Origin of the sequence: Vibrio sp. L85 (genome assembly GCF_963871815.1) — a bacterium.
Lineage (GTDB): Bacteria > Pseudomonadota > Gammaproteobacteria > Enterobacterales > Vibrionaceae > Vibrio > Vibrio harveyi.
Genome location: NZ_CAWMYL010000012.1, coordinates 59,750 through 75,069, shown reverse-complemented (window position 1 = coordinate 75,069; position 15,320 = coordinate 59,750). Strand labels below are relative to the sequence as shown.

General features: G+C 46.1%; 14 protein-coding genes. 7 read left to right on the top strand and 7 right to left on the bottom strand.

The window, feature by feature from the left end; genetic code table 11:
* Positions 1–35: 35 nt before the first annotated feature.
* Genes dxs through xseB form a run of 3 tightly spaced genes read right to left on the bottom strand, consistent with a single transcriptional unit; the run spans position 36 to position 3,069 of the window.
* On the bottom strand, positions 36–1,901 hold the full coding sequence (dxs, locus tag AACR11_RS02425; protein WP_029789186.1) for a 1-deoxy-D-xylulose-5-phosphate synthase: 1,866 nt from the start codon (positions 1,899–1,901) through the stop codon (positions 36–38).
* Positions 1,902–1,920: 19 nt separating this feature from the next.
* Entirely contained in the window at positions 1,921–2,805 is an 885-nt protein-coding gene (ispA, locus tag AACR11_RS02420) for a (2E,6E)-farnesyl diphosphate synthase (RefSeq protein ID WP_005447589.1), read from the bottom strand.
* 21 nt (positions 2,806–2,826) lie between these two features.
* Complete coding sequence (gene xseB / locus AACR11_RS02415) at positions 2,827–3,069, bottom strand: exodeoxyribonuclease VII small subunit (RefSeq protein ID WP_005427560.1); 243 nt, start codon at positions 3,067–3,069, stop codon at positions 2,827–2,829.
* A gap of 265 nt (positions 3,070–3,334) precedes the next feature.
* Between xseB and pomA the strand changes: the two genes are divergently transcribed.
* The 7 genes from pomA to rlmM all read left to right on the top strand — a co-directional run bounded on the left by pomA (position 3,335) and on the right by rlmM (position 10,225).
* Positions 3,335–4,096 (top strand): flagellar motor protein PomA, encoded by a 762-nt coding sequence (pomA, locus tag AACR11_RS02410; protein WP_079325522.1) that lies wholly within the window; start codon positions 3,335–3,337, stop codon positions 4,094–4,096.
* Between the two features lie 15 nt (positions 4,097–4,111).
* Positions 4,112–5,056 carry a flagellar motor protein MotB gene (locus tag AACR11_RS02405; RefSeq protein ID WP_005447588.1) on the top strand — a complete coding sequence of 315 codons (945 nt, stop codon included), beginning with the start codon at positions 4,112–4,114 and terminating at the stop codon, positions 5,054–5,056.
* Positions 5,057–5,254: 198 nt separating this feature from the next.
* A complete protein-coding gene (gene thiI, locus AACR11_RS02400; protein ID WP_029789185.1) occupies positions 5,255–6,703 on the top strand; it encodes a tRNA uracil 4-sulfurtransferase ThiI in 1,449 nt (482 codons plus the stop codon).
* Between the two features lie 521 nt (positions 6,704–7,224).
* Entirely contained in the window at positions 7,225–8,145 is a 921-nt protein-coding gene (locus tag AACR11_RS02395) for a transcriptional regulator GcvA (protein ID WP_009697724.1), read from the top strand.
* Complete coding sequence (locus tag AACR11_RS02390; protein ID WP_029789184.1) at positions 8,126–8,749, top strand: alpha/beta fold hydrolase; 624 nt, start codon at positions 8,126–8,128, stop codon at positions 8,747–8,749. The genes AACR11_RS02395 and AACR11_RS02390 overlap by 20 nt, the downstream gene beginning before the upstream one ends.
* On the top strand, positions 8,739–9,137 hold the full coding sequence (locus AACR11_RS02385; RefSeq protein ID WP_005447577.1) for a DUF423 domain-containing protein: 399 nt from the start codon (positions 8,739–8,741) through the stop codon (positions 9,135–9,137). Before AACR11_RS02390 ends, AACR11_RS02385 begins: the two co-directional genes overlap by 11 nt.
* Entirely contained in the window at positions 9,134–10,225 is a 1,092-nt protein-coding gene (rlmM, locus tag AACR11_RS02380; RefSeq protein ID WP_005447575.1) for a 23S rRNA (cytidine(2498)-2'-O)-methyltransferase RlmM, read from the top strand. The genes AACR11_RS02385 and rlmM overlap by 4 nt, the downstream gene beginning before the upstream one ends.
* Before the next feature lie 87 nt (positions 10,226–10,312).
* On the opposite strand, the gene AACR11_RS02375 is transcribed toward rlmM, so the two are convergent.
* From AACR11_RS02375 to AACR11_RS02360, 4 genes are all read right to left on the bottom strand, one after another.
* On the bottom strand, positions 10,313–11,065 hold the full coding sequence (locus AACR11_RS02375; protein ID WP_009697728.1) for a DNA/RNA non-specific endonuclease: 753 nt from the start codon (positions 11,063–11,065) through the stop codon (positions 10,313–10,315).
* A gap of 193 nt (positions 11,066–11,258) precedes the next feature.
* Entirely contained in the window at positions 11,259–12,041 is a 783-nt protein-coding gene (xni, locus tag AACR11_RS02370) for a flap endonuclease Xni (RefSeq protein WP_005447572.1), read from the bottom strand.
* A 58-nt stretch (positions 12,042–12,099) separates the two neighbouring features.
* Complete coding sequence (gene ppnN / locus AACR11_RS02365) at positions 12,100–13,476, bottom strand: nucleotide 5'-monophosphate nucleosidase PpnN (RefSeq protein WP_005447570.1); 1,377 nt, start codon at positions 13,474–13,476, stop codon at positions 12,100–12,102.
* 217 nt (positions 13,477–13,693) lie between these two features.
* Entirely contained in the window at positions 13,694–15,259 is a 1,566-nt protein-coding gene (locus AACR11_RS02360; protein ID WP_005447568.1) for a GGDEF domain-containing protein, read from the bottom strand.
* Positions 15,260–15,320: the final 61 nt, after the last annotated feature.

Here is a 15,320-nt window from a genome sequence, read left to right as displayed (position 1 = left end):
TTTTGTGTTTACGCGATTTTATTGCTTTACGCTATTTACTTGGCTAGGTAATCGTTGATTGATTTCTCGATGCCTTTTGCGTCTAAACCAAGTTCTTCGTGCAGCTCGTCTTGCGTACCTTGAGGTATAAAGCGATCTGGCAAGCCAAGATTTAGTACTGGCTTGATGATCTTATCTTGCATCATAAACTCAATTACACCTGCACCAGCGCCACCTGCAATCGCATTCTCTTCTAGTGTGACCAGAACATCATGCTCAGCGGCGAGCTGACGGATCAAGGCTTCATCAAGAGGCTTAACAAAGCGCATATCAGCAACTGTTGCGTTGAGGTTTTCAGCCGCCTCCAGTGCGTTACCTAAGAAGGTACCGAAGCTAAGAATTGCCACTTTCTCGCCTTTACGCACGATACGACCTTTACCGATTTCAAGTGCAGTGAAGTCTTTTTCGATTTCAGTGCCCATACCGCTACCGCGTGGGTAACGAACCGCGCTTGGACCTGTGTGTTTGTGGCCTGTGTACAGCATCTGACGACATTCGTTTTCGTCACTTGGTGCCATGATTACCATGTTCGGGATACAACGCATAAAGCTGAGATCGAACGCACCTTGGTGAGTTTGACCATCTGCGCCAACCAGACCTGCACGGTCGATAGCGAACATCACTGGCAAATCCATGATCGCAACGTCGTGGATCAGTTGATCATAACCACGCTGTAGGAAGGTAGAGTAGATTGCTACGATCGGGTGATCGCCCGCAATTGCCATACCTGTTGCAAGTGTCACGGCATGCTGCTCTGCGATCGCTACGTCAAAGTACTGCTCAGGGTACTCTTTTGAGAAGCGAACCATACCAGAGCCTTCACGCATTGCTGGTGTAATCGCCATCAGCTTAGGATCTTGCGCTGCCATGTCACATAGGAAATCACCAAAGATCTTAGAGAAGGTTGGCTTGCCGTCACTGCTCTTCGGCAAACTGTTATGTGATGGGTCGAACTTTGGTACACCGTGGTAGCCGATAGGATCTTTTTCTGCTGGCTCATAACCTTTACCTTTCTTGGTCATGATGTGCAGGAATTGTGGACCTTTCAACTCACGCATGTTTTTCAATGTCTTGACGAGCTCGTTGACATCGTGACCATCGATAGGACCGATGTAGTTGAAGCCAAGCTCTTCGAATAACGTGCCAGGAACGACCATGCCTTTTAGGTGTTCTTCTGTACGACGCACCAACTCTTTGATCGGTGGGACGCCGGACAGCACTTTCTTGCCGCCTTCACGGATAGAAGTGTACAAGCTGCCAGAAAGGACTTTCGCAAGGTGATTGTTCAACGCGCCTACGTTCTCTGAAATCGACATTTCGTTGTCGTTTAGAATCACTAGCATGTCAGGGTGAACGTCACCAGCGTGGTTCATTGCTTCAAAAGCCATACCAGCCGTAATGGCACCATCACCGATTACGCTGACCACTTTACGACCTTGACCTTCTTTTTCTGCGCTAATGGCCATACCGAGACCAGCACTGATAGAAGTCGATGAGTGGCCAACAGATAAAGTGTCGTACTCGCTCTCTTCGCGCCAAGGGAATGGGTGAAGCCCGCCTTTTTGACGGATAGTCGGCATTTGGTCACGACGACCTGTCAGAATCTTATGTGGGTAAGCCTGATGACCCACATCCCAGATTAACTGGTCAACAGGTGTGTTATATACATAGTGCAGAGCGACCGTTAGCTCTACTGTGCCTAAGCCAGACGCTAAATGTCCGCTAGACTGACTCACTGAATTTAGCAGATACGTGCGTAGTTCATCGCACAATGTCGGCAATGTTTCTTTCGGAAGAAGACGCAACTCCTCCGGTGTATTTGCTAACGCCAGTGTCGGGTATTTTGAAATATCAAGAGTCATATAAATGCGCGCTTATAGTTTAGTTCTTGCGCTCGATGACATATCGGGCGAACTCTTCGAGTAACTGAGTATTGTATGGGATTGCTTCCAATGCTTGAAGTGCTTCCTGTAACAGAGTGTGAGCTTTCTCCATTGCTCCCTCCAAACCCAGTAGAGATGGATAAGTGCTCTTGTTCAGCTCTTGGTCTGAGCCTTGAGGCTTACCCAGTGTTTCTGTGTCACTAATGATATCAAGAATATCGTCTTGAACCTGAAACGCCAGACCGATCGCTTTTGAGTAGCGTTCTAGGTGTGGCAATACTTCCAGGCCTTTTTCGCCTGCGGCTAACGCACCAAGTTTGACCGCACAGTTAATCAGTGCACCAGTTTTATTGCGATGAATTTCTTCTAAATCTGCGAGAGAAACTCGACGATTCTCTGCACCTAAATCTAACGCTTGACCAAGGCACATGCCACTTGCACCAGAAGCTTGCGCTAGTGCTTGTACCATCTTTATACGCTGGCTTTCCGCGTTCGGATTCAGTTTACCTTCAGCAAGAATCGTGAATGCCAATGTTTGTAGAGCATCACCAGTCAAGATTGCTGTGGCTTCATCAAACTTAATGTGGCAAGTCGGTTGACCGCGACGCAGCGCATCGTCGTCCATTGCAGGTAGATCATCGTGAATCAGAGAGTAGGCGTGAATACACTCAATAGCAGACGCTGGCGTGTCGAGATCTTCTGGCTTACAACCCAGCATTTGACCAGTGATGTAAACAAGGAAAGGACGAACACGTTTGCCGCCTAGCAGCAGACCATATTTCATCGCTTGAATCAGCGGCTGTTCTTGGTGAGGCAATTGCTCAAGCCACAGATTGAGTTGTTGGTTGTTTCGTTGTTGATAAGACGTCAATGTCTCTTGCATCACATTGCTCACTACTGATTATTATTCTGACTCAGGGTTGAAGTCACTCAGTGGTGCTTCATCATCTTCGCTAAGAAGAATGCTTACGCGCTGTTCGGCGTCGCTCAGTTTTGTTTGACCAGCACGAGCCAGTGCAATGCCACGTTCAAATTTACGTAGGGCATCATCAAGGGCAAGATCGCCATTCTCTAATTGATCAACTAAGCTATCTAGCTCTTCAATTGTTGCTTCGAAGGTCATATTTTCTGGTTTCTTGACCGCCATCTTTTATCTGCCTTAATAGAGCCTCTAATAGAATGCACGCAAGTTACCTTAGCCTACTAAGTTGGTCAAATTTAACCTTATATAATTGTCACAAAATTAGCGTTAGACAGGTCTGATAAGACGATATTGATCATAGACTTCGGAGCTAAACGATCTTTTTGTGACGTATTGACCAAGATTTTTCTAAAAAAACTGTTCTAGTTGTCGATACAAGTAATAATTCGCCTGACTAGGCAATATTTAAGTATAGCGAGAGGAGTGCTTTGTGGATTTAGCAACCCTAATAGGTTTGATCGGTGGTTTTGCATTCGTCATCATGGCGATGGTGCTAGGCGGCAGCATCGGTATGTTCGTAGACGTTACCTCAATCCTAATCGTAGTTGGTGGCTCTGCATTTGTTGTGTTGATGAAGTTCACCATGGGGCAGTTCTTCGGTGCGACAAAGATCGCAGGTAAAGCGTTCATGTTTAAAGCCGATGAGCCAGAAGATCTGATCGCTAAGATTGTTGAAATGGCAGACGCGGCACGTAAAGGTGGTTTCCTCGCTCTTGAAGAGATGGAAATCAACAACAGCTTTATGCAGAAAGGCATCGATTTACTGGTTGATGGACATGATGCCGACGTTGTACGTGCGGCACTACAGAAAGACATTGCACTTACCGATGAGCGCCATACGCAAGGTACAGGCGTGTTTCGTGCATTTGGTGACGTAGCCCCTGCGATGGGGATGATCGGTACACTGGTTGGTCTGGTAGCCATGCTTTCAAACATGGATGACCCAAAAGCGATCGGTCCTGCGATGGCGGTAGCGCTTTTGACCACACTATACGGTGCGGTGCTTTCTAACATGGTGTTTTTCCCAATTGCAGACAAGCTTTCATTACGTCGCGATCAAGAAACGTTAAACCGTCGTTTGATTATGGATGGTGTTTTGGCGATCCAAGATGGTCAAAACCCTCGTGTTATCGATAATTACTTGAAGAACTACCTCAACGAGGGTAAACGCGCTCTCGAGATAGACGAGTAATCCGGAGGTCATCTGATGGATGAAGATAACAAATGTGATTGTCCGCCACCCGGTCTCCCGCTGTGGATGGGGACATTCGCTGACTTGATGTCACTGCTGATGTGTTTCTTCGTACTGCTGCTTTCGTTTTCGGAAATGGACGTATTGAAGTTCAAACAAATTGCGGGCTCGATGAAGTTCGCTTTTGGTGTACAAAACCAACTTGAAGTGAAGGACATCCCAAAAGGTACCAGCATCATCGCTCAGGAATTTCGACCGGGTCGCCCTGAGCCGACGCCAATTGATGTCATCATGCAGCAAACCATGGACATCACTCAGCAGACGTTGGAATTCCATGAAGGGGAATCTGACCGAGCAGGTGGTACTAAACGTGACCAAGGTAAGCTGACGGGGGGGCAATCACCAGAAACTTCAACGCAAAACAATCAATCGGCAGAAGCAGACATGCAACAACAGCAGTCTGAACAAACGTCGCAAGAGATGGAAACCTTGATGGAAAGCATCAAGAAAGCGTTGGAGCGAGAGATTGAGCAAGGCGCGATTGAAGTAGAAAACCTCGGTCAGCAAATTGTGATTCGAATGCGAGAGAAAGGCGCATTCCCTGAAGGATCGGCGTTCTTACAGCCGAAATTCAGACCACTAGTACGCCAGATTGCCGAACTGGTGAAAGACGTACCGGGTATTGTTCGAGTGTCTGGACATACGGACAACCAACCGCTGGATTCTGAGCTGTATCGTTCTAACTGGGACTTGTCTTCGCAACGAGCTGTATCGGTTGCCCAAGAGATGGAGAAAGTAAGAGGCTTCTCGCACCAACGCTTACGAGTGCGAGGCATGGCTGATACTGAGCCATTAGCGCCAAACGATTCTGATGCAAACCGCGCACTTAACCGCCGTGTTGAAATCAGCATCATGCAAGGTGAACCACTTTACAGTGAAGAAGTGCCCGTAATTCAATAAGCGGATATTTGTTCTTATACTAAAAGCGAGCGTTAGCTCGCTTTTTTTGTCATTCCATTTCGCTTAGGTGTATAATCTTGCGCCTTTGAAGTGAGCTCAGGCTACCTTTTATGACCAAAACGCACTTTTGCTGCGTATGAAGCATCGAGGTGGAGTATCACTCATTGTTGATTGCGAAACTAACCTGCGAACTAGACTATGAAATTTATTGTAAAGCCCCATCCAGAAATTTTTGTAAAAAGTGAATCTGTGCGTAAGCGCTTCACAAAGATTTTAGAGTGCAACATTCGTAACATCGTTAAGAGCCGTACGGAGTCTGTCGCGGTATTCAACCGTCGTGATCACATTGAAGTGACCTCTGAGAGTGACGAGTTCCACGCTGAAGTTTTAGAAATCCTGACGCACACGCCAGGTATTCACCATATTCTTGAAGTAAAACAAACTGAATTCAAAGACTTGCACGATATCTACGAGCAAGTGTTGGAGCTAAGCGGTTCACTGATCGAAGGCAAGACTTTCGTAGTGCGTGCTAAGCGTCGTGGTAAACACGAATTTACTTCTATTGAGTTAGAGCGTTACGTAGGTGGCGGTCTTAACCAAGCGGTAGAAAGCGCTCGAGTTAAGCTAAGTAAGCCAGACGTAACGATCAACGTTGAAGTGACTAACGACAAGCTAAACCAAGTGTTGGCACGTCACAAAGGTCTAGGTGGTTTCCCTCTAGGTACACAAGAAGACGTACTAAGCCTGATCTCGGGTGGTTTCGACTCTGGTGTTTCTAGCTACCTACATATCAAACGTGGCTCAAAAGTACATTACTGTTTCTTTAACCTAGGTGGTCCAGCACATGAAATCGGCGTTAAGCAGGTTTCTCACTACCTATGGAACAAATACGGTTCTTCAGCAAAAGTACGTTTCATCTCAGTTGATTTCGAGCCTGTAGTTGCAGAAATCCTAGAGAAAGTTGATGACGGCCAAATGGGCGTGATCCTGAAGCGTATGTTCATGCGTGCGGCAGGTATGATTGCTCAGAAGATGAAGATCGAAGCATTGGTAACAGGTGAAGCACTGGGTCAGGTATCGAGCCAGACGCTAACTAACCTACGCCATATCGATAACGTAACAGATACTCTGATTCTGCGTCCGCTGATCAACTGGGATAAAGAAGACATCATCAACCTAGCGCGTGAAATCGGCACAGAAGACTTTGCGAAGACGATGCCAGAATACTGTGGTGTTATCTCTAAGAAGCCAACTGTTAAAGCGGTGAAAGGTAAGCTAGAAGCAGAAGAAGAGAAATTCGACTTCAGCATCCTTGAGCAAGTGGTTCAAGAAGCTCGTATGATGGACATCCGTGATATCGCAAAAGAGTCACAGGAAGCAGCACCAGAAGTTGAGCAAGTACAAGCAGTAGAAGAACACGCAATCGTATTGGATATCCGTAGCCCTGAAGAGGAAGACGATAACCCACTAGAAATCGATGGTGTTGATGTTAAACATATTCCATTCTACAAACTGGGTACTCAGTTTGGTGATCTAGACCAAGCTAAGACATACCTACTGTACTGTGACCGTGGTGTGATGAGCCGTCTGCAAGCACTTTACTTGCAAGAGCAAGGTTTCAACAACGTGAAGGTTTACCGCCCATAATCGCGTTGTAATGCTGACAATCACAAAAGCGCAAATTGAGAAATCAGTTTGCGCTTTTTTCGTTTTAGCACGCGCAAAATTTTCCCTAATGAAGTGATAAGATTGAGCTCAATCGCACGCTTCGGGATTTGTATTGATATAACGATAATTAATCCGAAATCAGGATGAAAAGGTGATGTTGATACCAATTTCTGAAGAAGAGGGACAGTGGGATTTTTTAGATAAAAAAACACCGCCTAATAAGGCGGTGCAAGAAATTTGACAGACAGGTCAAAATAAATACAGGAAGTATCTGTTTTGTCACAGGGAGTGTGGACAAAACATATGGTAGAAATCTACCTAACTCGAAATACGAGTTTGCAAACACAACATCGCAACAACGAAGCCAATTGATTCACAAAAGGAATCAAGCCGTTCAGGCTCGTGTTGCGGGATGAAATATAGAATTTATCTGGCTGTTCGGCAACGGACATTTTATAATGTTTCAGATAAAAAAAACTAATCCTACTTGAGGTCCCATAATGTCTCGCAGATTGCCTCCGTTGAATTCACTTCGCGTTTTTGAAGCGGCTGCTCGCCATCTCAGTTTTACCCGTGCTGCTGAAGAGTTGTTTGTTACTCAAGCGGCAGTGAGCCACCAAATTAAAGCGTTAGAAGAGTTCTTATCTTTGAAACTTTTCCGTCGTCGCAACCGCTCTTTGTTGCTAACGGAAGAGGGGCAAAGTTACTTTCTAGACATCAAAGATATCTTCACTTCGATTTCAGAAGCGACCGATAAGGTATTGGAACGTAGTGAAAAAGGTGCGTTGACCATCAGTTTGCCACCAAGTTTTGCAATCCAATGGCTGGTACCTCGCTTGGCGGATTTTAATGCCCAAGAACCGGACATCGATGTGCGTATTAAAGCGGTTGATATGGACGAAGGTTCACTGACTGATGATGTTGATGTAGCTATCTATTATGGTCGTGGTAACTGGCCTGGTTTGCGTGCCGATAAACTCTACCAAGAGTTTTTGATCCCACTTTGTTCACCTTCGTTACTTTTAGGTAACAAACCATTAGAATCTCTAAGTGACCTAAAATTACACACCTTGTTACATGATACCTCTCGTAAAGATTGGAAGCAGTTCGCTCGCCAGCAGAATATCGAAGGCATCAATGTGAACCATGGTCCTATTTTCAGCCACTCGACCATGGTGCTTCAAGCTGCTGCGCACGGGCAAGGTGTCGCTCTAGGTAACAACGTGCTAGCCAAACCTGAAATGGAAGCGGGACGCTTAATCGCGCCATTTGATGAGGTATTGGTGTCGAAGAATGCCTTCTATGTGGTGTGTCACGAACAGCAAGCGGATATGGGACGTATCGCGACGTTTAGGGACTGGATGCTAGCAACTGCAAGAAAAGAACAAGAGGAAGTATTGGATGAGCCATTGGATAGCTGAGGGACCTGAAAACGGACCGCTGTTTATTTTTGCTCACGGCGCAGGGGCAGGCATGGAACACGATTTCATGACTGCCGTCGCCAAAGGATTAGTTGAGCAGGGTATACGCGTGGTGCGTTTTAATTTCCCTTACATGGTTAAGCGAGCGGAAGATGGCAAGAAGCGTCCGCCAGATCGTGCGCCAAAACTTCTTGAAGCTTATGAAGAAGTGATCGCTCACTTTACTTCTCAACCTATTGTGATTGGCGGTAAGTCGATGGGTGGGCGTATGTCGAGCTTACTCGCCAATAATGCGCTGGTGGCGGGTGTTGCCTGTTTAGGTTTCCCTTTTCATCCTCCCGGTAAACCAGAGAAATACAAAGGCGAGCATTTAGCGAGTATCGAAAAGCCAACTTTAATTCTGCAAGGTGAGCGCGATACATTCGGCAAGCGCGAAGAGTTCGAAGGCTTTGCATTATCAGAGCAGGTCACAGTGAGCTTTCTGCCAGACGGTGATCACAGCTTTAAGCCACGCAAGAGCTCTGGCTATACAGAGGCAGGTAACATTGCTTCAACAGTGGAGCAGTTAGCGACATTTATTAAAGAGGTGTCCTGTGAAAAGTAAGTGGTTACTCTCATTTACTGGTCTTTCTGGCTTAACATCAGTGGCGCTAGGTGCATTTGCTGCACATGGTTTGAAAGCAAAGTTATCGCCTTATTTACTGGGCGTCTTTGAAACCGGCGTTTTGTATCAGTTCATCCATACTTTGGCTATCGCATTTTGTGCGATTTTGCTGTTGCTCAATTTGGGACAAAAAGCACAAAAGTATTTTTTCATCGCGGCGATTTGCTTTATCATCGGCATCTTTTGTTTTAGCGGCAGTCTTTACGCGCTGGCGCTGACGGGCATTAAGTGGTTTGGACCAATTACTCCTATGGGAGGATTCTTGTTCATGATCGGTTGGTGTCTGTTCTTTTTTGCTGCGTTTAATATCAAAGAGGTCTCCAAGTGAAACAACTAATGCTCTATTGCCGTTCTGGCTTTGAGAAAGAGTGTGCTGGTGAAATTCAGGACAAAGCAACACAATTGGAAGTGTATGGCTTCCCTCGTGTGAAGAAAAACTCAGGTTATGTTGTCTTCGAATGTTACCAAGATGGAGACGCAGATAAGCTAGCAAAAGGCTTAGACTTTAGCGCACTGATTTTTGCACGTCAGATGTTTGCTGTGGCTGCCGAGTTTGAAGCGCTACCAAGCGATGACCGTATCAGCCCAATTCTTGCTGAATTGTCAGAAATCGAAGCATTCCCACGTTGTGGCGATCTGCGTATTGAAACTCCCGATACTAACGAAGCGAAAGAGTTATTGAAGTTTTGCCGCAAGTTCACGGTACCAATGCGTCAGGCGATGCGTGGTAAAGGTCTGATGTGGAACAAAGACAACGCGAAGAAGCCAGTACTGCATATTTGCTTTGTGGCTCCGGGTCATTGTTACGTGGGTTACTCATACCCAGGCAACAACTCGCAGTTCTTCATGGGTATTCCTCGCCTTAAGTTCCCTTCAGATGCACCAAGCCGCTCTACGCTGAAATTAGAAGAAGCATTCCACGTCTTCATTCCGCGTGAGGAATGGGATGAGCGTTTGGCTCCAGGCATGTGGGGTGTCGACCTAGGTGCTTGTCCGGGCGGTTGGACTTACCAATTGGTGAAACGTTCGATGTTTGTTCACTGTGTGGATAACGGCATGATGGCGGATAGCCTAATGGAAACGGGTCAAATTAAACACCACATGGTAGATGGCTTTAAATTTGAACCAGACCGTAAGAACGTTACTTGGATTGTATGTGACATGGTTGAGAAGCCAGCACGCGTTGCGCACCTTATGGGGCAATGGTTGCTAAAAGGTTGGGCGAAAGAAGCGATTTTCAACCTTAAGCTTCCAATGAAAGGTCGTTACGATGAAGTGCTGCAAGATCTTGAAAACCTAAAAATGTTTCTGATTGAGAACAAGGTGAAATTCAAGCTGCAAGCGAAGCACCTATACCATGACCGCGAAGAGATCACGATTCACATTCAATGTCTGTCTAATATCTCACCACACTAAGCTATCGTTTCTATGTGGTTGAACATTTTCAAAAAAGCGCCTAATGCAGGCGCTTTTTTATTGCGGTTTAAGAACCATGACCATTACTTAGTTGCTGGTAGGCCACATCTCTTCCCATTTTACTGATTCCATGTTGTCTTCGATGCTATCTGGCGTTTGAGCAAAAAAGTCTAATCCAGTTTGACGTTCAACTTCGTCAATAGTGGTAATAAAGTTGGCTAACTCTGAGCTTGAAACATCACGATGCGGGACAATGAACGCAATGGCTTCATCAAAGCTTGGATCAAGAATGACTTTGTAAAACGCGCTCGGGATCACCACACCATTACCGATTGTTCCTTCGTTGCCTTGGTAAATCGGTCCAGTCACCACATAAAGTTCGTTGTATTCATTGGCGAGATCACGAACATGTTCTTCTAGAACGCGCCAACCAACTCGGTTAAACCCCGGAAGTTGAGGCGACATGTTGCTCATCAAAAAGCTTTGCTTCATTGACTCTCGGGTGAAGTCCATTGTCGCTGATGGCGCAAGGTGTCCTCTGTCGTAACCAGAGCCTTTGTAGTCTGCTAGGGTAGAGCGCGCGTAATCCGGCATTTCAGTGTCTTCTTTGAAGGAGTTACTGCGTTTGTTGGTGATATTCACGCTTTCCGCGGTAATGTGGTAAGCAACCCAGTCTGCGTTTTTGGTGTCGTAGTTGTACCCAACCGCATAGCCGTCTCGGCAGAGGAACTGATCGCTGTTGGTTGAAGGCATACCTTTATCAAGGTGTTGACCGCAAGTTTCAGCAAGAGTAGGGAAGGATAGGAGCGTGACTAAAGATACTAAGATGATGTTTTTCATTATTTTTCTCCGTTATTGGGAGATTTGAAAATAATGAAATTACTCACTAAGACTGTGAATTAGCTTATAAACTAATCAGTATCTTGTAGGTTAATGATGAGGTAAATATCATTGCTGTGAATGTAAAGGGTTACACAACAGATTTTATAAACGTGTTGTCTAACCCAAAACTAGCAGCGTAAAAGAGATGCACTTACTCGGCTTTATTTGGTCCGGTAAAGCGAATGTCTTGCAGGTTAAAGCCGAGCTCTATGTCGCATTTCAACGCTGCTACTCGTTTGCATAGACGTGCAGATTCAATGTGTTCATCCAGCTTCTTACGATATTTCGGTACCAGCTCTTCACTTGCGTATGCCGCTTCAATGTCCTCAAACTGAGTGAGAATTTCCTTAGCGGCTTTTGGACCAACACCGGGTACACCCGGTACTTGGCTTGAGCTAATCCCTGTTAAACCCCAGTAGTCGGCAAGCTGAGTGGGTTTCACGCCAAACTCTTTTTCGATAAACGGCTCATCCAACCAACGATGTTGGAAGTAGTCTCGGATTTGCAAAGTTGGGGACAACAATTGGCAATAACCTTTGTCGGTGGAGACGATGGTGACTTTCTCTCCGTGACTTGCGACTTTAGTGGCGAGGGTTGCAACTAAGTCATCCGCTTCATCACCTTCAGATAGCAGTGAGTCGATGCCTTGCTCCCACCACGCTTGTTGAATTGCGTCTAAACCTTGCATCAGGGGCTCTGGCATAGGTTTGCGGTTTTGTTTGTAGTCTGGAAGGATTTCCGCGCGCCAACCTCGGTCTTGCTCGTGGTGATCGAATACCGCGATGATGTGCGTAGGTTGCGCCTCAGATAGGATGCGAGTCAGCGTTCTGCCTGTCGTTGTGATGGTTCTTGCTATGTCAGTTGGATCGGGTTGTGCTGAGTGCACGCGGCGGATCAGGTTTAGGGCATCAATGATAACAAGATGAATAGACATAATGACTTAGCAATAAAAAAGGGGCGGAATGCCCCTAGTGTAACGAAAGCTGAGTTATCTATCGACCACCATTTTCTCGATGGGCAATACGGTAGCATGGTTCATACGCAGTGCCACCCGGCAGTTTCATGCGGTGCTGCTCTACGAAGTCTTTCAACAGCTTGTCGAGTTTTTTCATCAAGACTGGATCGCCATTGATGGTAAACGGACCTTTGCGTTCGATTTCTCGAATCCCTTCCGCTTTAACGTTACCAGCAACAATACCTGAGAAGGCTTGGCGCAGACTTGCAGCCAGAACTTGAGGTTGTTGGTTCAAATGCAGATCTAGGCTTGCCATCGCATCATGAGTTGGTTCAAACGGAAGTTGGAACTCTGGCTCAATTTTTAGCGACCAGTTAAAGCTATACGCATCGCCTTTTTCTTTACGATGCTGACGAACCTCGTCCATTGAGCGTTTCATAATACGAGCAACTTCTGCTGGATCATCAATCACGATTTGGTAGTGCTTCTGACCTTCTTCGCCCAATGTATCGGCAATAAAGGCATCGATTGAGCGGAAGTAGGCTTCACTCTCTTTAGGGCCTGTAAGTACGATAGGCATTGGTTGGTCGGCATTTTCGGGGTGCATCATGATACCCAAGATGTACAGCAACTCTTCGGCGGTACCCGGACCACCAGGGAAGATAACGATGCCGTGCGCCATGCGAACAAAGGCTTCGAGACGTTTCTCGATGTCTGGCATGATCACCAACTCGTTCACGATTGGGTTTGGTGGCTCAGCCGCAATGATTGAAGGCTCTGTCAAACCAAGGTAACGCTGCTCGGTATAACGTTGTTTGGCGTGACCAATCGCTGCGCCTTTCATTGGACCTTCCATCGCACCAGGACCACAGCCCGTACAGATGTTCAGTTCACGTAGACCCAACTCGTTACCCACTTCGCGAGTGTATTGGTACTCTGTCGCGTTGATTGAGTGACCACCCCAACAAACCACAAGGTTCGGCTCAATGCCGGGCGTCAACGTACCAGCATTACGCAAGATGCCAAATACGAGGTTGGTGATGTGCGTGGCATTGGTGAGGTTAAGACGTTGGTTGTCCGCCAAATGCATGTTTACGTACACGATGTCACGTAAAACAGAGAATAAGTGCTCTTGAATGCCCTTGATGATCTCTCCGTCAACGAACGCATGTTCTGGCGGGTTGGCAAGCTCAAGCTTGATGCCGCGTTCGCGTCGAACTACGTTCACATCAAACGATAGGTATTTATCTAACAGCTCTTTTGAGTTGTCGGTATGGCTACCAGAGTTGAGGACCGCGAGCGTACAATTGCGATAGAGCTGGTAAAGCTCACTTGATGCGGTTTTCTTAAGACGTTCAACTTCCAGTTGTGATAGCAAATCCATGCTACCTGCGGGGCTTATATGGGTAATCATAAGGCCTCCTTGCTAGTGCTTTCTTTGAGGGAAGAAACCAACTCACCTACTTAGCTTATACGTGTCGTTCTACTCAGTGGTTGGCAGACTTTGTTTATAGCGTTTAAACAGCTTAGCAGACTGGAAGAGGAGAAACGTGATAACTCGTTGAAAATTTGAGGCAATATGACAAAACAGCACGTAAAAAGTGTTCGTTTGATTGTTTTTTGAACGCTTTTTAGTTCCAGTTGACTTGGTTGTTACCACGCTGTTTGGCGTCTTTTAGCATGTTACCAAGACGGTCGAGGACGTATTCTGGGTTGTCTGCTTCTTTAAACGATGTAGAAACCGCAGTTAAGGTGATCATGATGTTTTGTTCACGGAACTTGAATGGTAATTTGCTGATGTCACGTTGAATGTTTTTCATCAATTCAAGCGTGTATTCTTCTGATTGTTCCGGGATCAGCAAGATGAACTCTTCACCACCAAAACGCGCTACGGTTTCCGTATCTGCAATCCGCTTGTTCATCGTGCGGGCAATGATTTTTAGCGCCTTGTCACCAGCTGTGTAACCGTAGCTATCATTAACCGCTTTGAAGTTATCCACGTCAAACAGCACCACGCGCAAGTTTTGCTGTGAGCGAATCCAACGACGATATTCGAGCTCTAAACGATCGTTAAAAGCCGTGCGATTGTAGACCTTTGTAAGAGGATCAAGCAGCATACGCTGAGCTTGGTCTTCCAAGCGGCGACGGTAATCTTGTGTCGTTTCGAACACTGCTTCCAATTGATTTTTGCTGTAGCTTAGGCGTTCTTGAAGTGCTTGCTCACGCTCTTCTGTCATTCTCAAGCGCTCAGTCAGTGATGCCATTTTTGCCAGCAGTGGCGAAACTTCGCCTTTTAACTCGTCTAAGTCTTGAGCTTGCTCAAGAGACTCTTGGCTGCGTTCAACCAAAGTGGTCATCTCAGCGTTCAGCTCTTGACGATGCTCAAAGTAAGTTTGGTGCTGGTCAACATTCTGATGAACGGTTTTGAGATTGCTAGACAGTGACGTGTTTAACTGTTCTAGGAACTGTTCTGATGATTTACGCTCGTACTTGGTCGCTTCCACGACCAGTTTTAATGTGTGTAGCGTTAATTCAATCAGAGATTCAGCATTGACACCTAAAAGTAACTTAGCGCGAATATCCAACAGTTGATCGCCAGACTCACCTTCAAAATCGAGTTCCGTGATGGTGTGTTGTAGATCGCTTGCAAGGCATTCCAGTTGTGACTTATCAGGACCGTGTTCTAGCTCGCCTAGGTTAAGGCGTGAATTAGAGGTGATTATCTTGAGTGCGCGCTCGTAGATGCTCAGTAGCTTAGTGGCTTGATCGACTTTCTTACCAGCATGGACTTCCGAGAAGCTCATCAGGTTACGCAATTCACGTTTTAACTGCGCAGGCAAGCCGGTGATACGTTGAAGCGTTTCACCACTGTGTTTGATTTGTTCGTCGAGATAACCGTTTTGTTTTTCCATCGTCTTAGACTGCTGTTTGAGCATTCTTTCTAGCACTGCTAAGCGAGGGATCAGCGTACTTACATCTTTATGATGTTCAAGCTCTTGCTGAATTTCGCGCAGGTAGTTGGATACTTGAGAGTTTGAACCCTGACAAGCAGAAGACAATGATGCCACAACTCGCTTAAGAACTTGCTGCTCACGTTGAAATTTGAGCGAAGTATCACGATGAGTCAGCCTGAGTTGGTCAAGTTGACAACTCAGCTGATGAAGCTGCGACTGAATATCGGATTCCAAGATTCCCATGAAGTGACTACGGTTAAGTCCATGTACTACTGACGATTATTTGATAATAACAAAAAACTTT